Here is a 25,001-nt window from a genome sequence, read left to right as displayed (position 1 = left end):
TCTATTCTCCCTCGTTCATTACCTATTTGTGATTGCTGTATGCGAGTTACCTTCATTGCTAATCGCCAATCAACCAGGTAAATAAAACCACTAGGATACCGAGCCCAATCCACCGTGGTAGATGCAGATGATAGATCATCCCTAGCGGAATGTAGGCCAAGGTTTCAGTGATCATCAGGCTCAACAGGAGGAAAATGAGCAGAAGCACGATGGGAGCGATCGCATACATAGGGCAAGCTGATCAAGAGAATAGAGAATCACGAAAAGAACTATAACAATATTTAAACGGATGCGGAACTTTTACCGTTCGAACTGTGTCTTTATTGAGCAGAACAAAACCAAAAGCATCCGTTGCCATCTATATACAAATTTATATCAATCATATTTAAGCTAAATCTCTTCAACTTAAGTCATCACATAATCACTTAAACAGCGATCGCATATTGTAATCAGAATTGGACTGAACATGTTAGTAGACAGGAACATGAGAACCCGCCCGTTAAGCTATGCATCATCAGCCATCAAGCCACTGGCCATTGGGCTTTGCTTGGCAATGGTTAGCATCATTGCTGGATCAAGCCTTGCACAGCAGGCCAACTTTAGCGCAATTTCTCTGGCACCGGGTTTTGAGCATAACCAAGCCCGTATGCGAGGATTTACGCGTGGATCGTTTTCTCTACCCGCGATCGCAAATCAAGATCGTCACGGCAATTTTTGCTTAGGCTATGCTGCCTCAACGCCCGATCACGTTTTCCAACTGGAAGCCCCATTTAATCAGCTTACCGTTCAAGTTGATAGTCGCGGAAATGCGATGACGCTGCTGATTCAAGTGACCAAACGAGACAACGATCCGCTGTAGCAGCAGTCATCCCCGGCAGGGTCATAACGGCATTACTCTTCAGGATCAAGATTGGGCAGCAGGTACCTATCAAGTTTGGGTTGGCTCGGTTGAACAAGGTCAACGGTATGATTACGTATTAACCATTCAAGAGTAAAACTTGATCTCAAAATCCCCCGCAAATGGGTCGTCAACTTGTTACGGGTCAACGTTAAGATAAATAGTGGTTTGTCTGACCAAACAGGGGGATGCCCAGGTGCTAAAGACGCTACGTGAAGATTTTCAAATTATCTTTGAGCGAGATCCGGCAGCTCGAAACTGGCTAGAAGTTTTATTTTGCTATCCTGGCCTGCAAGCGCTGTTATTTCATCGTTTGGCGCATTGGCTTTGGCACATTGGGTTACCGTTTCTGCCACGCCTCATCTCCCACATCAGCCGCTTTATTACCGGAATTGAAATTCATCCGGGCGCTCAGATTGGGCAGGGCGTTTTCATCGATCACGGCATGGGCGTGGTGGTAGGTGAAACTGCCATCATTGGCAACTACTGCTTAATTTATCAGGGCGTCACCCTCGGCGGTACGGGCAAAGAATCCGGCAAGCGTCACCCCACTCTCGGTGAAAACGTTGTAGTCGGTGCGGGTGCAAAAGTACTCGGCAACCTTCTGATCGGCAACAATGTGCGAATCGGTGCTGGATCAGTTGTTCTACGAGATGTACCGTCCGATTGCACCGTTGTCGGTGTACCCGGTCGGATTGTCTACCGCTCTGGAGAACGGGTTGATCCTCTAGAACACAATCGCTTACCGGATTCAGAGGCCCAGGTCATCCGCGCTTTGGTGGATCGCATTGAGTCTCTAGAAAAACAGGTTGAAGAACTGAGCCGTCAGCCTATCGCGGTTCATGCCCATATTTCCGCAGCCGAAAGTTGCAAACTGCGTGACAAGGTGATCAACGAGTTTTTAGATGGTTCTGGTCTATAAATTACGATCAGTTGCGATCGCAAAAACTGCCAAATTTATCTCAAATTCATAAGGTGAGGTGGGTAAACTGCCTCACTTTGTGTTTACTGATGAAAAAGCCGTTGCCAGCGATGCTTAAGCACCTGTAGGCTAAAGAGCACGACAAAAGCAGGATTATTGATCAGGTAGCGTTTCCAGAGCCGACGGGGTTCAGCCGCTAGACGATATAGCCATTCCAAGCTGAGCCGCATCATCCAGCGGGGAGCCTGAGACACTTCTCCGCTGTGAAAGGCAAATGCAGCACCAACGCCAATCATCACTGCATTGAGCTTACCCTGCTGCCGATTCATCCATTCTTCTTGCTTTGGACAGCCCAGTCCGACAAATACAACAGCAGCACCAGAAGCGTGAATCCGTTTAATATCGACTGCCTCTTCCTCTGGCGTTAAGGTGCGAAAGGGTGGAGAGTAAGCACCTGCGATCGCAAGTTGAGGAAACTGCTGCTGCAAATCCCGCTGAAGTTTTTCCAGCGTAGATTCCGTGCCACCGTACAGGTAAATCGGCAAACCATACCGAGAAGCGCGATCGCACCAGGCTAGCATCAGATCCGGCCCATAGACTCGCGTTTGGTTCGATACCCCCAACAGCCGTAACCCCAACACCAACGGCATTCCGTCTGGCGTCACTAAAATCGCCTGATTCAAAATTTGCCGATAGGCAGGCTGCCAATATGCCGTCATCACCACATGCACATTGGCCGCCACAATGTAGCAGGATCTTCGCTCCTGTGCCCAGATAAAAATGCGATCGCAAGCATCTTCATATGACGTAGCATCTATCTGGCTGCCTAAAATAGTGCGAGAACAGGATTGAATGTTAGGTTGAGCATCCACGGGCATTTGTACTGCATTTATTAACCAAAATCTACTGATCCAAACCAGTTTCAGAGTGAGTGAAAGAGCTGGTCATACTGTGCAATGACCTGTTCTGGATAGTGATGTTCAATGGGATAGTTGGGTACAGTTGGACTGTCTAATGCTTGCATGATGCGATCAGCAACAGCTTTAGGATCACGAGTTCCGACGACAAATTCGGGACAATATTGCTCAAATTCTGGGATATTGGGTGGCAACAAGGTTGGACGCTTTAATGCTAGCGCTTCGAGGCTAGAGCGCGAGAGTGCTTCATTGGGTGATAAATTAACGCAAAGCTGTGCGCCCCACATTAAACAATGCACGACTTCTCTGGTTTGGTTGCCAATGTAGCGCACACCCGATGCACACAAAAGTTCAGCCATGCGAGGATTCCCAGTTTTAAGATAGCCTGCTACCACCAGCACAATATCAGGACGTTTGGGATAAACAAAGTTGGTAAATGCTTCTAACAGTACATCAACGGCTTTGATTTCTTTGACCATACCGACATAAAGTACATATTTTTGCTCGCTTAAACCTAACTTTGCGATCGCAGCTTGAGCTGTTTGAGGATCAATATGTAAAGGCTCTTGCAAAATTGGAATCTGAGTTACTCTCTGCTGAGGAATACCATTGTGAATCAAACGCTGGCCCACGTTTTCAGAGCAGGCAATGATGCCGTCATAAGCTAGCAGATGATGCATTTGTTGAGCTGGTAGCAATACATCTCGCACATCCACAAACCAACGCTGTTGCTGAGGTCGAGAACGCATTAAGTATTTTATAATCGGCGAAAAAATACCAGGAAAGTTATAAAAACTAGAATGAACAACCACGGTGTGAGGTTGTTCACGTCTCAAAATGTGCAGGAGCTGCAGATACTTTAGGTTCTGTAGCGCATAAATCAATAAATCTCGCAGAACTTGCTTATTTTTACCAGTTCGAGTTGGGAAAATGTCCCAGTATCGTTCAACAAAGGCTGGAATCGGCTCTGTTGTATGTTCACTAACAACTGAACAAACATAATTGCGATCGCACAGGGCTTTAACCAGCAAACGATAATAGATAGCAGCCCCAGTTCCACTACCTAAGAATATTGGTGTAATGATAACTAGCCTACTTCTTTTGTTCATTTTCAGAATCAGGGTTTAGTTGCAATAGCTTGTAAAGTTGCGCCAAGATTAAGCCGTGGAGCAATTTCATAGGCACTTGTAGCCACAGATTTTAGAGGATTAGGAAGCTTAGACAAGCTTTTAATATGTTGTGGGCGAATCGTATAAGTATAGATATTAGTAAATCCTGTTTTTTCTAAACAAAACTTGAGTGATGATGGGCTGAAATAGTTGATATGTTCCGGTGGCATGATTTGCGACCAATTTTTACCTTTCAACTTTGCTCCAAAACTGCCAATATTAGGTGTTTCTAAAAAAATGATTCCTTGAGGATGTAGTAAATCATATATGCTGTTCAGCATCATTAATGGATCAAGTAAATGTTCAATAACATGGTATGAAGTGACCACGTTATATATATCTTTGGGTAAATTTATATCGCCAATTAAGCCTGATTTAACGCGACCTGAACCTAGCCGCTGATTAGCTATTTTCACCGTTTCATCTGAAACTTCTAACCCTTCAACTTGCCAACCATTCTGAGCTGCAGCTAATAAAAACTCTCCTGTTCCACAACCAACATCTAACAGACGTCTACCTTTGATAGATGTAGTATCGAGGCCATACTGGTTTAAGGCCATATTGAACTGACGATAGCGATTATCGGCAAATACTTGTCCAACCATATCTCCAGACTGATAAGCATCTCGATAGGAGCGAGAGCCGTAATATTGCTTCAACTCGTCGGCTGTTGGGCGTGGGGTATAAAAAAACAACTTACATTTACGACATTTGACTAAACATCCTTCATTCAGATCAAAAATCTTTTTTTGATCTAGACAACTGCAAACGGGACATTGTACTGGCATAGAGTTGCTCCTAACGATGCAATGCTTTAATCAAAATTGAATTAGTGTATTGCGGTTGATCAAATATTGATTACTGCTTTAATTTTTCGCTTTAATCGGGCAGAAAAACTATACATGATTTTCCAGGTGAAGCGATCAGCTTCTGAATCTCTAATGATAAAAGGTGGATGCTTTAGAGGAAAATCAATCGGTTGAGTTGGAATGTTAGCAAAAAGGCTTTTAGCTCCTTTTGTATGCGTACCCACAGTAGAAAAACCAATATTGCTGACTAGGTTCGTCTGAGGTAAGATTGTTAGTCCGTTCTGAATCCAACAAGCAAAGCCCCATCGATAAGCCCACGTATTAATTTGATCCGTGTAAGTTCGCTGGAAAATACGATTTCGATACTTCTCTTCTGCCGGATTATCAAGAAGACGCTTCAGCCATCTATCATCGCGGATCTCGGGCCAAAGACGCATTTGAACGTCGTAATACTGCCAAGCTCGTTTCCAAGTTGCCCACCCCCAACAATGAGGATAGCGAGAAAAATAGTAACTATATTTTGACCGCTTTTGACCGAACTGAAAGTTGTCCCCTGAGATGGCCATGACTCTTGTATCATGACGATAATATTCTAATAACTCTTGGCAAAACTGAAAAAAACTTAGTTCTGGAACACAGTCATCTTCTAAAATCATCGCTTCTTCAACTTGTTCAAACACCCAGTCTAGACCGCTTGAAACTCTGGCTTTACAACCCAAGTTACTAGCAGAATAGTTTTTGAAAACCTGACAATTCCAATCAACTTCTTCAATAATATTTCTAGTCGCTTGGCACAGCTGATCTTCATCCTTTTTCTCTTTACGAGGGCCATCCGCAACTACAAAAAGTTGCTTGGGTTGTATTTGACGAATGACATCAAACACGACCTGCGTAGTGTCGGGCCGATTGAAGATTAATAGAACGACAGGAACATCAAACTCGCTGTTGCTCATATTGCTTATCCAGAAAGATCAGTGTGTTGAGCGTTTTAGCAAATAAAATATAGCCTCTTGAAGATAGAAACTGATAAGTCTGTGATTCTTGGGCATGATCCAAGGAGAATTTTGCCTGCTCAATCAGAACACATTTGGGCCGGAAAAGCTCCCATTCATTTGATTCGATAACATTCAAGTCTAAACCTTCAACATCAATCGATATAATATCAATTTTCTGATTTTCAGGTAAGTATTTTTTTAGTACATTGGCTAGAGTTTGTGTTTTTATGGCCTGTTTATTAATTAGTTTATACAGCTCAAGATTACGCGTTTGGGCCAACTCAGAATCAAATGTGTTGAGAGCTGTTTCGTTAAAAACAAAATATGTTAAGTCTTCAGATTTATTGGAAATCGCGGCTTCTATATTAATATCTCTTGGTCTATATACTCTAAACAATCGCATACTTCCAGGCATTGCATCAATATTAATGCCTTTCCATCCACGTTTGTAGAAGAAATAAGTGTTGGAAAATCGCTTAGGATGATGTGCCCCCACATCTACATAAAATCCAAGTTTCTGATGTTCAAATATTCGCCTCAAAATCATATCTTCGCCTTCTTGCGAGTAAGATTTATGAGCGTATAAGTCTAAAAAGGCAGAGCCGATTTCCCATATAAATCGTCGTACGGAATAAGGAATAATCGTTTTTAACGCTGTTTTCATATCATTATTATCTCGTATTACAGCTAATCTGCATCAACGTGCTTCTTGAGAGAGCCCGGTCCATGTAACGGCTGAACGTTATTACAGGGTCGAACCGCGAATTTCCTGCTGAGAAATAAAGATGTTGTCCACGTATAAAAGTTAATGGGACCAAACCCAGTCATATCTACTTGAATTAAATCAGCATCACGAAGCGTTTGAGCTGTATAAATATGCCAGTCCGAATTATCTAGGATAATCAAACCTCCTTCCTTTAATTTAGCAATCGCTTTTAATGCACACTCTTTTCGATAAAGTCCATCAATAATAATGACATCCAAATCAGCATGCTTTTCAATAGCAGAAATATAGTCTTCTTTGTCTTCTAGTAACAAGATATTCAAATTATTAGGACAGTGCTTAGAAATAGATTTAAACCAACTTGGGTTATGCTCTATGCTGATAACTTCTTTGGCACGATCTGCCCAGAAAAAACTTGAATTTCCCGAACCATACTCAAAGACTTTCTTATCAGAAAAATTCAATTGCTTGAGATAGTCAATTGCTGGATATGTATACCAAGGAATAGGTTTGTTTTGTGCATCAACGCAAGTCCATCTACAAACTGTCTGTAATTGTCCGTAATCAATTTGTAAGATCTTAAAGTTGGTTAACGCAGTTCCAATAGCTCGTGGTGTAACTTTTCTAAAAATCTTACCCAATAAACTCATAGATAGATCCTTCATCTAAGAAGTAGGGCTGACGACATTATATATGCGATTGGTCGAGTGTTTCTTGAAAAAAAGCAGGCAAGATAAGCAGCAATAATATAGGAGACTAAAGTGGCAATTGCAGCTCCAATCTCTGCATAGCTAGGAATCAATAAGTAGTTGGTCAGAATATTTATTACTGCACCAAACATTGTAGTGATGAAAGAAAAAACAAGCAGATTTTCTGCTGCCATCCAGAGCTCTCGGATGACACCTAGAGAGACAAATAATCCTGACCAGACATGAATTGATAGCACTAAGCCAGCTTCTTGGTAAGCCTGTCCAAAAGTAAGTGAAATAAACGATGTTGAAAACAACATCATAGGAAGAATAATTAGATAATTAATACCTATCACAAACTTGAAGAGGGAATGAATCTTTTTGCAATAGGTGTCTTGGCTATCCAACTTTGCCTGTAAAACTGTTGGAAATATTGAGCTTGCGATCGCAACTGGAATAAAATACCAAGATTCTGATAGTTTAACGGCAGCTGAATAAATTCCGACTGCATCATCTCCAATCATTTGGCCCAGCATAATCTGATCAATTCGCATATAAACTGTAACGGCAATGCCAGACAGGATCAGAGGCCAACTGCTAGCAAGTAAAGTTTTTGCTCGTTTGAGATTAAATTTCCAGGATAGAAGAGGCTGCCCAGTGAATATATAAACGATACCTAAACCAACTGAACGGATAAAGGTTTCTAGCAGCGCTATAACCCCAAATGCATAAACAGATGCACGTGCAAAAATTAGTCCTACTTTGGCGGCACTTGTAATCAAATAAGCAGAACTGCGTGCGAAGATGTCTTGCTTGGCTTGAACTTGGGACTGAAACCAGAAGCTGACCACCTCAGAAGCTTGTAATGCTAAGGCAATTGCTGCAAATCCTACCAACCAATGAATTGCCGTTTCACCTGGACGTAAAACTAATATCAGTGCGATGGCAATTGCCGCGATACAAAATCCAGATAGCAAACGTAGCCCAAAAGCCGTTCCCAGAATTTCGTCTTTATCTGTAGGAGTCTGAACAATATCTCTAACTACGATTTTGTTTAGTCCCAGGGTCGAAAAAGCGCTAAACATGGAGACAAATGCGATCGCATAATTAAGCAACCCGAATTGCTTTGGCCCTAGGTATCGTGCGACCCAGATTCCAATAGTCAATTCTCCAATGGCGCGCAGAATTTTATCGACAAATAGCCATGCCGTATTGCCTGCAATCTTTTGGTTGCTGGGATCACTTAATTTACGACGAATAATCGGAGGCAGATACTGCAAAAAAGCTGAACGCATACGACGCGTAGTAGCAAATGGGGACATGATTATAGAGTGCCCCACTTCTTACATATCCGTTCAGCTCCTCAACTCTTTGCAATGTATACCAATCTCGCGCAGGTGACTCATCCTCAGAGAAGCGATGTCACCGCAACGCTTGCACTGCCGATTGTGTTAGCTGCTGAATGGCTGCCAAATCAGGGACTGGCGTTTCCGAGTTCAGCGTCAGCCAGAGCAAATACTCCACATTTCCGGCAGGGCCTGGTGCAGGGGAATAGGTCAAATCGCGATAGCGCCAGCCCAGTTGGAGTGCCGATTGGATCACCTGCATAATCGCGTCCGCATGGTCTTTGGGATCACGCACGACGCCTTTTTTGCCAATGCGATCGCGACCGACTTCAAACTGGGGCTTGACCAGTAGAATCACATCTTTTGGTGGTTCGAGGAGCTGCCAGAGAGCGGGCAGAATTTTGGTGAGGGAGATGAATGAGACATCGGCGACGCCTAAATCGGGACGTGCTTGTCCCTCGGTGTAGAGATCGTCTGGCTTCAAGTGACGCAGATTGGTTCGTTCACGCAGAATTACGCGCGGATCTTGGCGCAAACTCCAGGCAACTTGTCCATAGCCGACGTCAATGCCATAAACTTGGGCCGCTCCAGCTTGCAGGAGGCAATCGGTGAAGCCACCCGTCGAAATGCCACCGTCGAGACAACTGCGATCGCAAACTTCAATATCAAAAACCCGAAGCGCTTGCGCCAGCTTTTCGCCGCCGCGTGAGACGTAGGGCGATTTCTGCTTAACGGTCACGTCCGCAGTGGGATCGATAGGCGTACCGGGTTTATCGACTACCTGATCATTGACCCGTACTTCTCCCGCCCGGATCAATCGCTGTGCCTGATGGCGCGAATCACAAAGCTGGCGTTCGACTAGCAGCATATCGAGTCGTTGTTTGGCCATTAGTCAGACTCTACTTCACCCGCAACTCGTTGGCGCTGCTGCCGCAGAGTCGTCAAGTCCTGCATCAGCCGATCGAGCGCCGTTTTATCACCTTGCTGATCATACAGATCACTGGCAATCAAGAGGTTGCGTAGCGCCGCCTGATCGTCCCCCAAGTTGGCAAACGTCAGACCCAAATTATGGAATGCTTCCGCGCAGTTGCGATCGCGGCTCAAAACATCCGAAAACGCCTGAATCGCTTGTCGATATTTGCCTGTTTGCAGCGCTTCACATCCCTGCTGAAACCGCCGCTGCGCCGCGTCATCCAGCGCTGGAGTCGGTGCTGAAGCTGACTGGAAGACGACCGATTTACCCGTAGGCCAAAAATATGCGGCTGCGATCGCACCCATGCCAATGCCCAAAATGGTGGCCACCACGCCAAACCAGATTGCGATATTCCCGATTGAAATTCCGCCTGAACTTTCCACGATTTATCCTTCAGTTGCTGCCGCTATTCCATCTTGCCCTAAAACGCAGAAATGGACATTGTGCGGCTCTGTCCCTGCAGCACAATGAGCAGGAGGTAAAAAACTCAAAGTCCCTCTCCCAAGCTTGGGTTACTGCTTATACATAAGTCTCCTAGACTTCGTTTCGACGTTGAGATTCCCCCTGGCCCCCCTTAAAAAAGGGGGAAATTGGCTCAAAGTTCCCCTTTTTCTAGGCAAAGCCATGCCCGAAGGGCTATAGGGGGATTTAGGGGGATCAGTCCGGGATTTAGAGAGACTATTCAGGATGTGTATAAACAGTAGCCCAAGCGTTGGAGAGGGATTTAGGGAGAGGGCAAAAACGAGATTGGTAAGCAGACCAACCTATGCGGCGGTTTCCTCTAGGAAGGGATAGTCAATGTAGCCGTGCTCATCGCCACCATAGAAGCTATCGCGGTCGTAGTCGTTGAGGGGCGCTTTCAGTTCAAAGCGCTTGGGTAGATCGGGGTTGGAGATAAACAGACGACCGTAGGCAATCAGGTCAGCGTTACCCGTAGCCAATTCTTCGTTACCCGACTCGCGATCAAAACCACCTGCGGCAATGATTGTACCGTTGTAAATCGGACGGAAGAACGCCGAGCCGATGTTGACGTTGTTCACATCATCAATGCGGGGTTCAATGATATGGATATAAGCCAAGTCAAAACCATTGAGCTGTTCAGCCACATAGCGGAAGAGCGTAGCCGGATCGGAGTCAGACATATCGTTGAAGCTGCCGCTGGGCGAGAGCCGAATGCCAACCCGATCGCCGCCCCAGACATCGACAACCGCTTGAGTGACTTCTAGTAACAACCGTGCCCGATTCTCAACTGAACCACCGTAGCGATCGGTGCGCTGGTTAGTGCCGTTGCGCAAAAACTGATCCAGCAGGTAACCATTAGCGCTATGGATTTCAACACCGTCAAAACCGGCGGCCAAGGCGTTTTGAGCACCGAGACGATACTGCTCAACAATGCCCGGAATTTCTTCCGTTTTCAGAGCGCGAGGCGTGACAAATGGCTTCATTCCTTCATACGTGGACGCTTCACCAGCGGGCTTAATGGCGCTGGGGGCAACAGGCAACTCGCCGTTGGGCTGGAGGTCTGGGTGAGAAATGCGGCCCACATGCCAAAGCTGGAGGAAAATTTTGCCGCCTGCATCGTGAACGGCCTGGGTGACTTTTTTCCAGCCTTCTACCTGCTCATTGGAGTAGATGCCTGGCGTGTTGGGATAGCCTAAACCTTGCGGCGCGACTTGGGATGCTTCAGAAATAATCAACCCAGCCGATGCCCGCTGACGATAGTATTCCGCATTCATCTCATGGGGAACGTTACCTTCGCCTGCTCGATTGCGGGTGAGGGGAGCCATGACCATGCGATTGGACAAGGTATAGCGACCGAGTTGCACGGGGGTAAACAAATCGACTTGAGTTGCCGTTGTCATATAAAGCCTCCTGTTGATGGTCTCAGTGTTTAGTAGTGGATGGGTGGATGGGTAGATGGGTGGATGAGTAGGAGAGTGGTGATTGAATTGGTATGCGATTTGCGGATTATCGCCGTCGTCACTTTGGTCAAAACATTAGAGCGTTTTGAAAACGTTTGAACCTAGTTCCACCCAAGTTTGTGTTGAGTAGAATTGAGGCAGAGAGTTCAGCAGGCCAAAGCCGATGGCTCAGCAACGACGCAAGCGTGGCACAGCAGGCGATAAAACGATTTGTCTGCCCATTGCAGACGACCTTGACTACGAGGTCTTAGTAGAAGACCGGGAAGCCTTTCGCCAGTATCTCAACGAGCAGATCGCATCCCACCCGGAACTGTTTCCCGACGGGATTGAGGCAGGCTATCGCTTTCACGGATGGGTCGAGTCCTCTCGTCAACAGCTCAAGACCCGGCGGATTTTGCTGCCGAGTACCGGAGAGGCTTATCAACTGCGTCCCGATTTGGTGATGCCGTACATGAGCGAGACGGCGGAGATGGCCGACAAAGCGCTCTATTTAAGAAAGCATGGCCTGTCGTATGAGGGGATTGCCTATGTGCTGGGCCGTTCTGAGATGCACTGGTATCGGCTCTGTCAGTCGTTCGGTCGAGCCTCGATTGTGGGCAGTACCCTCAAAAGGGAAACGGCGCTCCCCCCCATCTAGTTGCCGATGAGAAGCATTGTGATTGGCACGGGCAGCGAGTCTATCTGGCAGTGACAGCGGCGCAAGGGTGCGTCCTGGGAGCCAGTCTCAGTGCCAATGCGGGTCAGGATGGATTAACCGCAGCCTATGGGGTATTCCAGCAGGAAGCTGCCCATCATGTTCCCGACTATGCGCCCGAGACGGTGACGACTGATGGTTGGGAGGCCACCCGAGCCGCTTGGGAGGAGCTATTCCCTGGCCTGGTCTGGATTCTGTGCTTCCTGCATGAGGTGATTAAAATTCGCGATGGGTGCCGCTCTAAACCAGTCCTGGGTCAGCAACTAGCCGACAAGCTTTGGCATCTGTATCGGGGCCAGAGCAAACGTCACTTTGCTCAACGGTTGCGTCGGTTGCTGGAGTGGGTGAACACCCACGCGTTGCCCCAGGCCATTGACGCTCGCTTGCGACGCCTCAACGACAAATCTCACGTCTTCCAACGCGCCTTTGACTTCCCTGACGCCTATCGCACCAGCAATCAGGTTGACCGTCCGATGAACTATCTTGACCGCATCTTGTATGCCATGCAAGATTTTCATGGATTCTGGGACTCGGCGGAACAGTCGGTGCGCTCGATGGCCTTACTCTGGAACTTCCATCCCTTTTGTCGCAAGACTCGCAAAGCAATGGGCGGGTGCTTATGCCCCTTTGAGCAACTCAACGGCTTCCGCTATCACGACAACTGGGTTCGCAATTGGCTGATTGCCTCATCGTTGAATGGCAGAAGACCATTGCTCAGGAACGCTGACACAAAATAAGTTGGAACTAGGTTTGACTAGTTCCACCCAAGTTTGTGTTGAGTAGAATTGAGGCAGAGAGTTCAGCAGGCCAAAGCCGATGGCTCAGCAACGACGCAAGCGTGGCACAGCAGGCGATAAAACGATTTGTCTGCCCATTGCAGACGACCTTGACTACGAGGTCTTAGTAGAAGACCGGGAAGCCTTTCGCCAGTATCTCAACGAGCAGATCGCATCCCACCCGGAACTGTTTCCCGACGGGATTGAGGCAGGCTATCGCTTTCACGGATGGGTCGAGTCCTCTCGTCAACAGCTCAAGACCCGGCGGATTTTGCTGCCGAGTACCGGAGAGGCTTATCAACTGCGTCCCGATTTGGTGATGCCGTACATGAGCGAGACGGCGGAGATGGCCGACAAAGCGCTCTATTTAAGAAAGCATGGCCTGTCGTATGAGGGGATTGCCTATGTGCTGGGCCGTTCTGAGATGCACTGGTATCGGCTCTGTCAGTCGTTCGGTCGAGCCTCGATTGTGGGCAGTACCCTCAAAAGGGAAACGGCGCTCCCCCCCATCTAGTTGCCGATGAGAAGCATTGTGATTGGCACGGGCAGCGAGTCTATCTGGCAGTGACAGCGGCGCAAGGGTGCGTCCTGGGAGCCAGTCTCAGTGCCAATGCGGGTCAGGATGGATTAACCGCAGCCTATGGGGTATTCCAGCAGGAAGCTGCCCATCATGTTCCCGACTATGCGCCCGAGACGGTGACGACTGATGGTTGGGAGGCCACCCGAGCCGCTTGGGAGGAGCTATTCCCTGGCCTGGTCTGGATTCTGTGCTTCCTGCATGAGGTGATTAAAATTCGCGATGGGTGCCGCTCTAAACCAGTCCTGGGTCAGCAACTAGCCGACAAGCTTTGGCATCTGTATCGGGGCCAGAGCAAACGTCACTTTGCTCAACGGTTGCGTCGGTTGCTGGAGTGGGTGAACACCCACGCGTTGCCCCAGGCCATTGACGCTCGCTTGCGACGCCTCAACGACAAATCTCACGTCTTCCAACGCGCCTTTGACTTCCCTGACGCCTATCGCACCAGCAATCAGGTTGACCGTCCGATGAACTATCTTGACCGCATCTTGTATGCCATGCAAGATTTTCATGGATTCTGGGACTCGGCGGAACAGTCGGTGCGCTCGATGGCCTTACTCTGGAACTTCCATCCCTTTTGTCGCAAGACTCGCAAAGCAATGGGCGGGTGCTTATGCCCCTTTGAGCAACTCAACGGCTTCCGCTATCACGACAACTGGGTTCGCAATTGGCTGATTGCCTCATCGTTGAATGGCAGAAGACCATTGCTCAGGAACGCTGACACAAAATAAGTTGGAACTAGGGTTATTCATTTGATTTTTCAGTTATCTGGGAAAATCTAGATGTCTTGTTGGCGGGAGCTTGGCTAACGCTCAAGATGTCGCTACTTGCGATCGCATTTGGCCTGATTATCGGCATCATTGGTTCCTTATTTCGCACCTCTGGCAATAAGCTGCTGAATGGAATTGCGCTGGCCTATGTAGAAATTATTCGGAATACGCCCTATCTGATTCAGCTCTTTTTTATCTTCTTTGGCCTACCCAATTTGGGCATTAAGCTTTCTGCGGAACAGGCCGCAATTGTATCTTTGGCAATCAATTTTGGAGCTTATTCTACTGAAATTGTGCGGGCAGGTGTTGAAAGTATTCCCAAGGGCCAAATCGAAGCGGGATTGGCAATTGGCTTCAAGAAATTGTCAGTTTTTCGCTACATTGTGGTGCCGCCTGCTCTGGCCAATATTTATCCATCGCTGATTGGTCAGGTGATCCTGGCGGTTTTATTTACTAGTGTCGTCTCGCAAATTGCGGCAGAGGATCTAACCTATGCAGGCAATTTCTTGAACTCAAGGACATTTCGCAGCTTCGAGATTTATTTCACATTGGCGCTGCTCTATCTGGCAATTGTCTGGATTGTCAAAGCAATGGCATATCTGGTCGAATTACGCTTCTTTGAATTCGCCAAATATCGAAAATAACTCGCAGGGTGTGCTAGACGAAGCCGTAACGCACCTTTCTAGGAGATCTATTTGAAATTATATCTAGATTATTGTTGGGTTTCGTGCCTCAACCCAACCTAACAAATCTGAAGGGCCAAGCATTCTGGCAAATGTATCTGTTTTCAAAAAAGAAATCAGCAGAATGCTTTGCCTCTGCGGAATGAATTTACTAAAAAAACTGAATTTAAAATGGATGGATTTACTGTTTCACGTATTTTTCTAAATTTACTAATTGCTACTAAGTGGACGCTGATTCTATCTGCGATCGCATTTATCGGTGGTGGGTTCTTTGGCTTTCTGATTACCTTGATGCGGATTTCGTCGATTCAGTGGCTCAAGGGCATCAGTTGGGCCTATATCGAATTTTTTCAGGGAACGCCGCTGCTGCTTCAGCTCTTTTTGGCTTTCTTTGGCCTTTCGGTTCTGACGGGCGTGAATCTCTCGCCGCTACAGGCTGCAACCTTAGCGTTGACGGCGTATACCAGTGCGTTCCTGGGCGACATTTGGCGAGGTGCGATCTCAGCCGTACCGCCAGGACAGTGGGAAGCTGGGTCAGCGATTGGCTTTGGCTATTTTGACCAGTTGCGGCTGATTATTTTGCCCCAGGCGATCAAACTTGCGATCGCGCCGACGGTTGGCTTCTTGGTGCAGGTGATTAAGGGCACGTCGCTGGCGTCGATTATTGGTTTTACAGAACTTTCGCGGGCGGCAGCGTTGATCAACAACGTCACCTTGCAATCGCTGCTGATTTTTGGCTTGGCAGGCGTAATCTATTTCGCCATTTGCTATCCGCTCTCGGCCTGGAGCCAGCGTTTAGAAAAGAAATTGTCGTATTAGTACCGCATCCAGCTTGTTTGGTGAATTGACCTACTTAGCAAACTTGGCAGATCTTTTATTCGAGAATCTTTCGCTATGGTGGCAGACGTATTACGGGCAATGTTTCCCAAGGGTTTCCAGCGATGGCTAGCGCTGTTTTTAGTCAGCCTGGGCTTAATCGCCAGCATTGGTGCGTGTTCCGGTGGTGATTCCGGTAGCGTCTCGTCCACAGGTTCTGCCACGAATGTGTCGGTGCTGCAACCTGCTGGCGCATCGCTACCGGATATCCAAGCGGCTGGAGTCGTCAAAGTCGCCGTGCCAGCCGATTTTCCACCCTTTGGCTTTGTCAGTCCCACAATGGAGCCGATTGGCTACGACATCGATATGGCCAAAGCGCTCGCCGAGGGCTTAAACGTTGAGGCCGAGGTGATCCCCGTCATCGGTAACTACCGCATTCCCTTCTTGCAAACGGGGCGGGTTGATTTAATCATTTCTAGCCTAGGTAAAAACGAGGAGCGCGATTTAATTATTGATTTCTCTGAAGCCTATGCGCCCTTCTTCTCCGGTGTGTACGGTGGCCCTGATCTGGAACTTCAGACCGTCGATGATCTCGTTGGCTACTCCATCGGCGTCGCGCAGGGAGCGCTAGAAGATCTGGAGATTTCTAAACTGGCAGAAGGCAAAAATATTGATATCAAACGCTACGCCAACAACAGTTTGACCGCTTCCGCGCTCATTTCAGGACAGGTAGATGCGATCGCAACAGGTAACATCGTGGCCGCTCGGCTGATTCAAGACAATCCGGATAAGCAAATTGAAAGCAAGTTTATTCTGAAAAATTCACCCTGCTATGTCGGAGTACGCGAAGGCGACACCGAACTCGTCAGCGCAGTCAACACTATCATTGCCGACCTGAAGCAGTCTGGTCGCCTCGATCAAATGTCGCAATACTGGTTCGGCGAACCACTCCCAGAAGACCTATCAGCGTAAAGGTTACGTAGGGGCGAATAGCTATTCGCCCCTACCGAACGCGAAAAACTTCCCGATACGTCCACACCTCAGCCCAGATACACCACTAGGAGACCCCAATGGCTTACCTACAACCCGATGCCAACCGCTCCAGTACTGCAACCCTGGATACCCAACCCGTCATCGTCGCTAAAAACGTTGAAAAGTGGTACGGCAACGGTTTTCACGTCCTCAAAGGTGTCAGCCTAACCGTCAACAAAGGGGAGGTGGTGGTGCTGATGGGGCCATCTGGTTCTGGTAAATCCACGTTTATTCGTACGTTCAACGGTTTGGAACCGTACCAGGGTGGCAGCATTGAAATTGATGGCGCGCCGATTGCCCATAACAACAAAGGGATTGAGCTGATTCGCCGTGAAGTTGGCATGGTCTTCCAGCAGTTCAACCTGTTCCCGCACTTGACCGTACTAAAGAATATCACCCTCGGCCCCACGCGTCTGCGCCGCATCCCCAAGCCAGAAGCCGAAAGGATGGCGATGGAACTACTCGATTGGGTGGGGATTGCCCACTAAACCCATTAGGGGGAGAGTGATAGTAAGCCGTCATACGCCCCGAAAATGGCCGGATTCTGACTCTACACTCCGCTGTCCTATCCGAGATAGGTTTCTGAAGTACACTCGTATTCATTAGAGCTTCTGTCTACCACCACTAGTACAGAGGCTCTACTTTTTTGAGAAGTTGACCAACCAATCAGAAAAAAGTTTGTTGGATTCGATATACAAAACTAGACTGAGCTTAGGAAATTATGTGGGTTCGCTTTTTACGAACCAGATTGACTGATTGGTTGGTCTGTTTCTCGCAAAGCGAGCCTTTTTCTTTTGTGCAGTTTACATCTGTTGCCAAATCCCTTCACTACGCATGATTTGGGCTACGGCTGTTCAATATCCAACTTATTCGCTATTGCCCTCCTGTTTCTCTCATAATCTGTTAACACTTCATTACAAACAGGCTGATTTAGAGTAGTTTATAAAGTTCCGCTTCACATTACGACACTCATAAGACGGCCAGAGACAAATCTGGCCGTTTTACGTTACATGTTGTTGCGTTGATTTCAGAAATTTCACCAGAACGGTGTCACCTTTCGGGCCGATATTATGTGATCCTTGCCAGTAGGTCGCTTTGCCCCTCAGATCCGTATCGCTTCACTGAATTCACCTCAGAGGGCTTCACAATGTCTTACACACAGATATCCCAGTTGACGGGCGTTCCATCGGAAGTAACACCTATGGATTCGTGGGATTGGTGGATATTGAGAACTCTACTGGCTAGGGTGAGTGAAGCTATAGACCATTACGAGCATCGCCCCAATAACGTTCGGAAGGAAAGGCTATTGAATGCCGTCGCTTCCTACCAGGACTCACAGGCCCGAATCCAGAGTCAACTCAGATATGAGCTGGGGGATTTGATGATCCAGCACATGACTGAAAGAGCAGATCATCGACGTGCAGAATGTGATCGCAAACGGGCCGCCCAGGTGGAGCTGCTACAGCAGCGAGCTATCGAATGGTCAGAACGGTTACAGACCGTCAGCGCCCAGAAGCAGAGACGGCAGCGGCAAACAGCCGCCGCCGCCATCAAACAGCCAGTAGTCACAGTTCCAGTTCAGTTGGATTTGCTTTAGATTTGGGCCTCTTGCCATTGCAGGGTGGATCACACATTTCAGCAATCCGTTTCATCGAAACGCTGATTTCATCGTTGAGATTCCACCAAATCGCCTCACACTGCTGGGATAGAATCTTCATCCGTTTGGGATTGCCCATATCGGGGTTCTCCAGCAGCTCCAGCATCAAACTCATCAGCTCTGTGCAGTCTGTAATCTGTCTGAGATGACAGAGCGTGTTCAGAAGGCAATCTGCGATCGCATCTGTGTCGAACGGTTTTTGAGAACGTACCATCGTTAAAGCTCCTATCTTGGTGTTTGCAAGTTGGGAGTTAGCTGGGGAGAAGTGTTACCAGCACTGCTCCTCAGCGACTCATTGTTGTGTGAACGGAAGATAGATCCGGAATCGCTCGCCGCTAAGGCAGTCCTCCGGGGTCTATCGACACCCGGAGAACAGCACAAGAGCCTAGCGAACCCCGACCCGTCAAGAGGTACGCTACGCCGTCGAAAACTCACAGAGTCTTGAGAGATGCCCCAACACATGACGCGAGTTTTCGCCGCCTCTTGACTCGAACCAGCACATATTGCACTGGCTAGCTTGTTAGGTCTTCAATGCTGACTTCATCGCCGAACAAACTCGTTAACGCTTTTTGCATTGCTACCCAAGCACCCTTCTTTTGTCTGAGTCCAAACCGTGCAGCCTCAAGAATTTGCTCTCTAGAGTAGTAACCGTCTAACGGCTGTTTTTGAACGGCTTCAGTAGCCTGTTCAACTGTTAAGCCATCTTCAACCACCAATCTACGAAAGCGCTCTGTCACTGCGTCTACAGTCGGTTTTATCGGCTCAGGTGTACGAACATGAGTTGACTCGTAGGGAGCTTTTTTGCCCCTACCACCTTTAATAAAGGTCATGTCAGTTACCAGTTAACAAGTTGTATACTCGTTAGCATATACTCGTTAACTGGTATTGTCAACACAATAATTCTCTAGGCGATCACAGCGTCTCTATATATGCGATCGCATTTCACCTCTTCCACTGGAGAAGCGTCCGAAACTATCAAGGTTAGGCCGGATTTGGGCGCAATATTTTGGTCAAAATCGAGCATGGTTGCTATTGCCTGCTCAATATCGCTCAGTCGGTACACACTCGTCACCAGAGCAACGGGCGTTTCACACTCGTCAGGCTGGATGAGATGCACGTCCCTAAACAACGGTCTGCCGTGTTCAAACTGGTACTCTAAGGACTCGCGGCGAAGGCCCTCAGCAATTGCCCACAGGCTCGTCTCTCCCATGTCATAGGTCTGTACAGACTCCCGAACGGTCTGACGAGTCATGCGATCGCATCCATACCAGTTCGGTGGGAAGTAATCTTCCCATCCTGCCTGAGCCATCTTCTGAAGCTGTTTAGACCCCTTGCTGATGTAGCGACCAAGTTTGCCCAACTTAGTCAGGTAGAAGAACAGCCCCTTCATTCCCTTCACAGCGTCTAGCTGGCACGCTGAGCGGCAATCAACGGGTTTACCAAGTGCATTGGATAGAACCCGCTCTACGATGCCGTCAGTTTGCTCTGTGGTGACGCTCCAGTAGCCTGAGTTCTGAAATCCATTGTCCTTCTGAGGGTTGCGTTTGCCCGGTTCCCAACGGTTGACCATCACAGCGTGTATGTGTGGAGCGAACACGCCGTGCTGCTTGAAGCGTTCCTCTTGTGGCTCAACCACATAAATCCAGCGGTTCGGCAGTCCTGCCCGTGCATAGAGTCGGGCTAACTCCTCAAATATTCGCTTCACTATCTCAGGCCACTGCTCCAGCAGTCGCTTGTGATCATCCTCAGTCAACGGTGATCCGTCCTGGTAGTGAGTCGGCAGTGTGACCGTCCAGAAGACAGGCATCACCCTCAGAGCTTTGCAGAGTTGCCAGAGGTGAATTATCCCGTCCTCGATTAATTCCTTACCCGCTTTCGGCAGTCCGTTTGCACCTCTCTTACGTCGGTTTAGAGGGATTTTTTTCTGTTCAGATTCCGGTTGCGAGAGATAAGACCCCTCTACAAGCCCACAAATATCCCGGTCAACTTTCTGGCGGACAGCAGCAGCGAGTTGCGATCGCACGTGCCCTAGCAATGCGGCCCAAAGTGATGCTGTTCGATGAACCGACTTCGGCGCTTGATCCGGAGATGGTGCGCGAGGTGCTGGACGTGATGCGATCGCTAGCGGAATCGGGCATGACAATGGTGTGCGTCACCCACGAAGTTGGCTTTGCTCGTGAAGTCGCTGACCGAATTATCTTCCTAGCCGATGGTCAACTCGTAGCAGATACAACGCCCGCCCAATTTTTTAACAATCCCGCCGAGGAACGAGTGCAAAAGTTTCTGTCCCAAATTTTGCACTGATATTTCAGATTCCTGCAAATGTTGGTTTACGCCGTGTTGAGAGGTTGGAAAGTGCGATCGCGCTACAAGATCTGCGATCGCAGGCGAGAGGATGAATTCCCACGAATTCCCAATGATATAGATAGGATAAGGTGCATTACGTTCCACGTTATTTCGCTAATGCACCCTATATGCTCTGCGATCGCACTATGGGGTATGAAGACGAATAACTAGCCCTAGTTCCAACTTATTTTGTGTCAGCGTTCCTGAGCAATGGTCTTCTGCCATTCAACGATGAGGCAATCAGCCAATTGCGAACCCAGTTGTCGTGATAGCGGAAGCCGTTGAGTTGCTCAAAGGGGCATAAGCACCCGCCCATTGCTTTGCGAGTCTTGCGACAAAAGGGATGGAAGTTCCAGAGTAAGGCCATCGAGCGCACCGACTGTTCCGCCGAGTCCCAGAATCCATGAAAATCTTGCATGGCATACAAGATGCGGTCAAGATAGTTCATCGGACGGTCAACCTGATTGCTGGTGCGATAGGCGTCAGGGAAGTCAAAGGCGCGTTGGAAGACGTGAGATTTGTCGTTGAGGCGTCGCAAGCGAGCGTCAATGGCCTGGGGCAACGCGTGGGTGTTCACCCACTCCAGCAACCGACGCAACCGTTGAGCAAAGTGACGTTTGCTCTGGCCCCGATACAGATGCCAAAGCTTGTCGGCTAGTTGCTGACCCAGGACTGGTTTAGAGCGGCACCCATCGCGAATTTTAATCACCTCATGCAGGAAGCACAGAATCCAGACCAGGCCAGGGAATAGCTCCTCCCAAGCGGCTCGGGTGGCCTCCCAACCATCAGTCGTCACCGTCTCGGGCGCATAGTCGGGAACATGATGGGCAGCTTCCTGCTGGAATACCCCATAGGCTGCGGTTAATCCATCCTGACCCGCATTGGCACTGAGACTGGCTCCCAGGACGCACCCTTGCGCCGCTGTCACTGCCAGATAGACTCGCTGCCCGTGCCAATCACAATGCTTCTCATCGGCAACTAGATGGGGGGAGCGCCGTTTCCCTTTTGAGGGTACTGCCCACAATCGAGGCTCGACCGAACGACTGACAGAGCCGATACCAGTGCATCTCAGAACGGCCCAGCACATAGGCAATCCCCTCATACGACAGGCCATGCTTTCTTAAATAGAGCGCTTTGTCGGCCATCTCCGCCGTCTCGCTCATGTACGGCATCACCAAATCGGGACGCAGTTGATAAGCCTCTCCGGTACTCGGCAGCAAAATCCGCCGGGTCTTGAGCTGTTGACGAGAGGACTCGACCCATCCGTGAAAGCGATAGCCTGCCTCAATCCCGTCGGGAAACAGTTCCGGGTGGGATGCGATCTGCTCGTTGAGATACTGGCGAAAGGCTTCCCGGTCTTCTACTAAGACCTCGTAGTCAAGGTCGTCTGCAATGGGCAGACAAATCGTTTTATCGCCTGCTGTGCCACGCTTGCGTCGTTGCTGAGCCATCGGCTTTGGCCTGCTGAACTCTCTGCCTCAATTCTACTCAACACAAACTTGGGTGGAACTAGAACTAGCCAGTTAAACTGCATCGCACTTTCCTCGTCTCAAATTGATGGCAATGTGCGATCGCACCCTCAAACCGCGATCGCAACTCTCCAGAGCGCAATTTCTGTATAGCACCGATAATGAATGATGGATGAGATGGTGCGTTCAAGGAATACCAGTGCTATAACCGACAAAGGTTGCGTTGAGGTACGCATCTTAGCAGGATCTGGTTGTCACAAAATCTGGGTATTTGATCATGCACATCACACTACGAAAAATGGATGGCTCCCTTGGGACTACGTTTCCTCAAGAAGTTTTGGATAAATTCAATTTGAAGGAAGGGGATGCGTTGACTGTCGTGGTGATGGAGGATGGCATTAAGCTGATGGCTTATGAGCCAGAGTTTGAGCAGGTTATGGAAGCTTATCGGCAAGGTGCATCGGAGTATCGTAATGCCATGCAGCAATTAGCCGATGGCTGACGTCGGTGATGCAGGCTCTTGCTGCTAGTGAGTTATCGGAGGAAGAGTTGGCGCAATGGCTCAAGCGGTATTCTTGACGATAAAAGCGGAATCGCAATTTTCACCAAAGATATAATTGTGGTGGGCGTTGAGCTAGGGCGAAATATGGCAGTTCGACAGCGGCGATATAGCAAAGAGGAATTGGCTCGACGAGGGCAAGAGCTGTACGAAGCGGGTATTTGGCAGCAGGTTGAGGCTGGCAACGAGGGCAGAATTGTTGCGATTGATATTGAGACGGGTGCTTTTGAGGTTGCGGATCAGGTGTTGCCTGCAACAAATCGTTTGTTTGAACAACACCCTGATGCTCAGCCTTGGGTGATTCGGATTGGGCATCGTAGCGTTTATCACTTTTTCTGATGGGATATGATGTGTGTTTCAGGAATATCAGTATTAACAAAGCTTGTATTAATTGCGCTATGCGAGAAATGCTATTGCATTAAACACATCTAGAAGCATCAGTAGTAAATTTAGGCTCTAGAATTGCCAGCTAAGTAGACAAATATAGAGAATTGGAATGCATAATATCAGGTTTCTTCTAAAGCCCAAATATTCAAATAGCCGTGCTTTGATAATTGGTATTAATCAATATAAAAATGCTCCCCCTCTATCGTATGCAGTCAGTGATGCTGAAGAAATACGTGATGTTTTGTCTAATACACTAGAATTCCCAGATAAAAATATTACATGTCTTGTTGATAGCGAAGCTACAAGAAAAAGCATATTGCAAGCTTTTATGCGTTTAACAGCAGATGACATTGATCTTGATGAACGTATCATTGTCTTCTTTGCCGGACATGGCTACACACGCTCAGGATTTCGTGGAGAAATTGGCTTTCTAGTTCCTTATGATGCCGACATGAGTGACTTTTCCACCTTCATTAGATGGGACGATCTTACCCGAAATGCTGAGATGATACGTGCTAAACATATGCTTTTTATTATGGATGCATGCTACGGTGGTTTAGCCCTAAATCGCAGTGTAAAAGCGGGAAAAACTCGTTTTTTAAAGGACATGCTGCTTAGATACTCTCGTCAGGTTCTTACTGCAGGAAAAGCTGATGAGGTCGTTTCAGATTCAGGAGGGCCACTTCCCAATCACTCAGTTTTTACTGGTCATTTGATTGAAGGTCTTCAAGGCAAAGCTGCAACTGAAAACGGAGTAATAACAGCTAATAGTTTAATGTCATATGTCTATGGAAAAGTAGCTAATGACAGAAACTCACACCAAACGCCTCATTATGGTTACTTCGATGGAGACGGAGATTTTATTTTACAAGCACCACAATTATCCGAAGTAGATGAAACTGGTGAAGATGTTGATCGCCTTGTTATTATACCTTTCTCAGAGGAAGATCTGCCTGAAGAGAATGCCTTGGATAAAATTAAAAGAATCAAGTCATTATTAGCAAATGATTCTTCATCAATTGAACTACATGATTTTGTCGTAGATGAGGTGAGACGGTTCCTCTCTAGAACTAGTGAAGATAACTTTGGATTACAAAATCAGTTTTCAAAAGTTGAACTTCTAGAACGAATTTCTAGATACGAAGATATTAGTAGCGATTTGTGTTCGATTTCTGCTTGCGTTGCTTATTGGGCAAAGCAGACTCATCAAATAGTTTTGCAAAAGGCTTTAGCGAGATCAGCTGACCGATTAGAAGCAAATAGTGGTTACACTGTATGGCTGAATCTTCGTTGGTATCCGTTAATACTTCAATTTTATTGTTCGGGTATAGCTGCTATTGAAGGGGGAAGGTATGACTCCTTAGCCAGGATACTTTATACAACAATCAGCCATTCACAACATAGACAAAAAAACGTTTTTTTTGCTGAAGCGATTTCTAAAAGTATTCTTGAATTAGCAAGAAATAATGTATTTAAACAACTACCAGATCATGAAAACAACTATACTCCTATGAGCGAGTATCTCTTCAAGATTTTACAGCCTAAGCTTGACGATATTCTATTTATTGGAAAGGGCTATGAGAAAGCGTTTGACAAATTTGAAGTGCTTTTTGCTTTAGTCTGTGCTGATATTAAAAAGCAACAGAACGAGCATATATGGACACCAATTGGCCGATTTGGCTGGAAAGAAAATAGGTATGACAATGGCCCATTGTCACATATTATCGACGATGCAAATGCAATGGGAGAAAAGTGGGAACCATTTAAGGTTGGCCTATTTGGAGGGGATCTTGAACGATTTAACGATGTAGCTAATGAGCTTAAGGAGTTTATTTTTAGTTTTCATTGGTAATTAGATAAAGTTTGATCTC

31 protein-coding genes and 1 pseudogene are annotated in these 25,001 nt (G+C 47.5%); 16 read left to right on the top strand and 16 right to left on the bottom strand.

Annotated elements, in window-relative coordinates; translation table 11 throughout:
• Window positions 1-58 precede the first annotated feature (58 nt).
• On the bottom strand, window positions 59-229 hold the full coding sequence (locus AC286M_RS08265) for a hypothetical protein (protein ID WP_488203919.1): 171 nt from the start codon (window positions 227-229) through the stop codon (window positions 59-61).
• A gap of 255 nt (window positions 230-484) precedes the next feature.
• Between AC286M_RS08265 and AC286M_RS08260 the strand changes: the two genes are divergently transcribed.
• Window positions 485-859, top strand: coding sequence for a hypothetical protein (locus AC286M_RS08260; RefSeq protein WP_488203918.1), 375 nt, complete (start codon window positions 485-487; stop codon window positions 857-859).
• 235 nt (window positions 860-1,094) lie between these two features.
• On the top strand, window positions 1,095-1,820 hold the full coding sequence (cysE, locus tag AC286M_RS08255) for a serine O-acetyltransferase (protein WP_488208821.1): 726 nt from the start codon (window positions 1,095-1,097) through the stop codon (window positions 1,818-1,820).
• Between the two features lie 83 nt (window positions 1,821-1,903).
• Here the strand turns inward: cysE and AC286M_RS08250 are convergent, their stop codons facing one another.
• From AC286M_RS08250 to AC286M_RS08205, 10 genes are all read right to left on the bottom strand, one after another.
• Complete coding sequence (locus AC286M_RS08250; protein WP_488203917.1) at window positions 1,904-2,692, bottom strand: WecB/TagA/CpsF family glycosyltransferase; 789 nt, start codon at window positions 2,690-2,692, stop codon at window positions 1,904-1,906.
• 50 nt (window positions 2,693-2,742) lie between these two features.
• The gene (locus AC286M_RS08245) at window positions 2,743-3,486 is read right to left on the bottom strand and encodes a glycosyltransferase family 4 protein (protein WP_488203916.1); all 744 of its coding nucleotides are present in this window, start codon (window positions 3,484-3,486) and stop codon (window positions 2,743-2,745) included.
• A gap of 368 nt (window positions 3,487-3,854) precedes the next feature.
• Window positions 3,855-4,694: a class I SAM-dependent methyltransferase gene (locus AC286M_RS08240; protein WP_488203915.1), complete on the bottom strand. Its 840-nt coding sequence runs from the start codon at window positions 4,692-4,694 to the stop codon at window positions 3,855-3,857.
• Between the two features lie 59 nt (window positions 4,695-4,753).
• Window positions 4,754-5,668: a glycosyltransferase family 2 protein gene (locus AC286M_RS08235; RefSeq protein WP_488203914.1), complete on the bottom strand. Its 915-nt coding sequence runs from the start codon at window positions 5,666-5,668 to the stop codon at window positions 4,754-4,756.
• Window positions 5,649-6,374, bottom strand: coding sequence for an FkbM family methyltransferase (locus tag AC286M_RS08230; protein ID WP_488203913.1), 726 nt, complete (start codon window positions 6,372-6,374; stop codon window positions 5,649-5,651). The genes AC286M_RS08235 and AC286M_RS08230 overlap by 20 nt, the downstream gene beginning before the upstream one ends.
• Window positions 6,375-6,397: 23 nt before the next feature.
• Complete coding sequence (locus AC286M_RS08225) at window positions 6,398-7,084, bottom strand: O-methyltransferase (protein ID WP_488203912.1); 687 nt, start codon at window positions 7,082-7,084, stop codon at window positions 6,398-6,400.
• A gap of 11 nt (window positions 7,085-7,095) precedes the next feature.
• The gene (locus tag AC286M_RS08220) at window positions 7,096-8,445 is read right to left on the bottom strand and encodes a flippase (protein ID WP_488203911.1); all 1,350 of its coding nucleotides are present in this window, start codon (window positions 8,443-8,445) and stop codon (window positions 7,096-7,098) included.
• 100 nt (window positions 8,446-8,545) lie between these two features.
• Complete coding sequence (locus AC286M_RS08215; RefSeq protein WP_488203910.1) at window positions 8,546-9,358, bottom strand: TlyA family RNA methyltransferase; 813 nt, start codon at window positions 9,356-9,358, stop codon at window positions 8,546-8,548.
• Window positions 9,358-9,825, bottom strand: a complete 468-nt coding sequence (locus tag AC286M_RS08210; protein WP_488203909.1) for a tetratricopeptide repeat protein — start codon at window positions 9,823-9,825, stop codon at window positions 9,358-9,360. The genes AC286M_RS08215 and AC286M_RS08210 overlap by 1 nt, the downstream gene beginning before the upstream one ends.
• A 381-nt stretch (window positions 9,826-10,206) precedes the next feature.
• A complete protein-coding gene (locus AC286M_RS08205) occupies window positions 10,207-11,304 on the bottom strand; it encodes an alkene reductase (protein ID WP_488203908.1) in 1,098 nt (365 codons plus the stop codon).
• A gap of 223 nt (window positions 11,305-11,527) precedes the next feature.
• Between AC286M_RS08205 and AC286M_RS08200 the strand changes: the two genes are divergently transcribed.
• The 9 genes from AC286M_RS08200 to AC286M_RS08160 all read left to right on the top strand — a co-directional run bounded on the left by AC286M_RS08200 (window position 11,528) and on the right by AC286M_RS08160 (window position 18,309).
• On the top strand, window positions 11,528-12,001 hold the full coding sequence (locus AC286M_RS08200) for a hypothetical protein (protein WP_488202633.1): 474 nt from the start codon (window positions 11,528-11,530) through the stop codon (window positions 11,999-12,001).
• A gap of 50 nt (window positions 12,002-12,051) precedes the next feature.
• Window positions 12,052-12,795: a hypothetical protein gene (locus AC286M_RS08195; protein WP_488202632.1), complete on the top strand. Its 744-nt coding sequence runs from the start codon at window positions 12,052-12,054 to the stop codon at window positions 12,793-12,795.
• Between the two features lie 79 nt (window positions 12,796-12,874).
• A complete protein-coding gene (locus AC286M_RS08190) occupies window positions 12,875-13,348 on the top strand; it encodes a hypothetical protein (RefSeq protein WP_488202633.1) in 474 nt (157 codons plus the stop codon).
• A gap of 50 nt (window positions 13,349-13,398) precedes the next feature.
• Window positions 13,399-14,142: a hypothetical protein gene (locus AC286M_RS08185; protein WP_488202632.1), complete on the top strand. Its 744-nt coding sequence runs from the start codon at window positions 13,399-13,401 to the stop codon at window positions 14,140-14,142.
• A gap of 56 nt (window positions 14,143-14,198) precedes the next feature.
• A complete protein-coding gene (locus AC286M_RS08180; protein WP_488203907.1) occupies window positions 14,199-14,825 on the top strand; it encodes an amino acid ABC transporter permease in 627 nt (208 codons plus the stop codon).
• A 210-nt stretch (window positions 14,826-15,035) separates the two neighbouring features.
• Window positions 15,036-15,683, top strand: a complete 648-nt coding sequence (locus tag AC286M_RS08175; RefSeq protein WP_488203906.1) for an amino acid ABC transporter permease — start codon at window positions 15,036-15,038, stop codon at window positions 15,681-15,683.
• A gap of 75 nt (window positions 15,684-15,758) precedes the next feature.
• Window positions 15,759-16,652: a transporter substrate-binding domain-containing protein gene (locus AC286M_RS08170; RefSeq protein ID WP_488203905.1), complete on the top strand. Its 894-nt coding sequence runs from the start codon at window positions 15,759-15,761 to the stop codon at window positions 16,650-16,652.
• A gap of 98 nt (window positions 16,653-16,750) precedes the next feature.
• Window positions 16,751-17,200 carry an ATP-binding cassette domain-containing protein gene (locus AC286M_RS08165; protein ID WP_488203904.1) on the top strand — a complete coding sequence of 150 codons (450 nt, stop codon included), beginning with the start codon at window positions 16,751-16,753 and terminating at the stop codon, window positions 17,198-17,200.
• A 713-nt stretch (window positions 17,201-17,913) separates the two neighbouring features.
• Window positions 17,914-18,309, top strand: a complete 396-nt coding sequence (locus tag AC286M_RS08160) for a hypothetical protein (RefSeq protein WP_488203903.1) — start codon at window positions 17,914-17,916, stop codon at window positions 18,307-18,309.
• On the opposite strand, the gene AC286M_RS08155 is transcribed toward AC286M_RS08160, so the two are convergent.
• From AC286M_RS08155 to AC286M_RS08145, 3 genes are all read right to left on the bottom strand, one after another.
• On the bottom strand, window positions 18,278-18,583 hold the full coding sequence (locus AC286M_RS08155; protein WP_488203902.1) for a hypothetical protein: 306 nt from the start codon (window positions 18,581-18,583) through the stop codon (window positions 18,278-18,280). The genes AC286M_RS08160 and AC286M_RS08155 overlap by 32 nt on opposite strands.
• 298 nt (window positions 18,584-18,881) lie before the next feature.
• On the bottom strand, window positions 18,882-19,199 hold the full coding sequence (locus AC286M_RS08150) for a hypothetical protein (RefSeq protein ID WP_488203901.1): 318 nt from the start codon (window positions 19,197-19,199) through the stop codon (window positions 18,882-18,884).
• 74 nt (window positions 19,200-19,273) lie between these two features.
• On the bottom strand, window positions 19,274-20,179 hold the full coding sequence (locus AC286M_RS08145; RefSeq protein WP_488203900.1) for a hypothetical protein: 906 nt from the start codon (window positions 20,177-20,179) through the stop codon (window positions 19,274-19,276).
• Between the two features lie 152 nt (window positions 20,180-20,331).
• Between AC286M_RS08145 and AC286M_RS08140 the strand changes: the two are divergent.
• A pseudogene (locus AC286M_RS08140) lies at window positions 20,332-20,673 on the top strand (amino acid ABC transporter ATP-binding protein); the annotation flags it as partial.
• 226 nt (window positions 20,674-20,899) lie between these two features.
• On the opposite strand, the gene AC286M_RS08135 reads toward AC286M_RS08140, so the two are convergent.
• Both AC286M_RS08135 and AC286M_RS08130 read right to left on the bottom strand, forming a co-directional pair.
• Window positions 20,900-21,643, bottom strand: coding sequence for a hypothetical protein (locus tag AC286M_RS08135; protein WP_488202632.1), 744 nt, complete (start codon window positions 21,641-21,643; stop codon window positions 20,900-20,902).
• Between the two features lie 40 nt (window positions 21,644-21,683).
• Window positions 21,684-22,166 (bottom strand): hypothetical protein, encoded by a 483-nt coding sequence (locus AC286M_RS08130; RefSeq protein WP_488203899.1) that lies wholly within the window; start codon window positions 22,164-22,166, stop codon window positions 21,684-21,686.
• Window positions 22,167-22,214: 48 nt separating this feature from the next.
• Between AC286M_RS08130 and AC286M_RS08125 the strand changes: the two genes are divergently transcribed.
• From AC286M_RS08125 to AC286M_RS08110, 4 genes are all read left to right on the top strand, one after another.
• Complete coding sequence (locus AC286M_RS08125; protein WP_488203898.1) at window positions 22,215-22,337, top strand: hypothetical protein; 123 nt, start codon at window positions 22,215-22,217, stop codon at window positions 22,335-22,337.
• 145 nt (window positions 22,338-22,482) lie between these two features.
• Window positions 22,483-22,686, top strand: coding sequence for an AbrB/MazE/SpoVT family DNA-binding domain-containing protein (locus AC286M_RS08120; protein WP_488203897.1), 204 nt, complete (start codon window positions 22,483-22,485; stop codon window positions 22,684-22,686).
• 144 nt (window positions 22,687-22,830) lie between these two features.
• Entirely contained in the window at window positions 22,831-23,082 is a 252-nt protein-coding gene (locus AC286M_RS08115; RefSeq protein ID WP_488203896.1) for a hypothetical protein, read from the top strand.
• 157 nt (window positions 23,083-23,239) lie between these two features.
• A complete protein-coding gene (locus AC286M_RS08110) occupies window positions 23,240-24,982 on the top strand; it encodes a caspase family protein (protein ID WP_488203895.1) in 1,743 nt (580 codons plus the stop codon).
• Window positions 24,983-25,001: the final 19 nt, after the last annotated feature.

The organism is Thainema salinarum CENA647, assembly GCF_057732415.1.
This window is presented reverse-complemented; position numbering and strand designations above follow the sequence as displayed.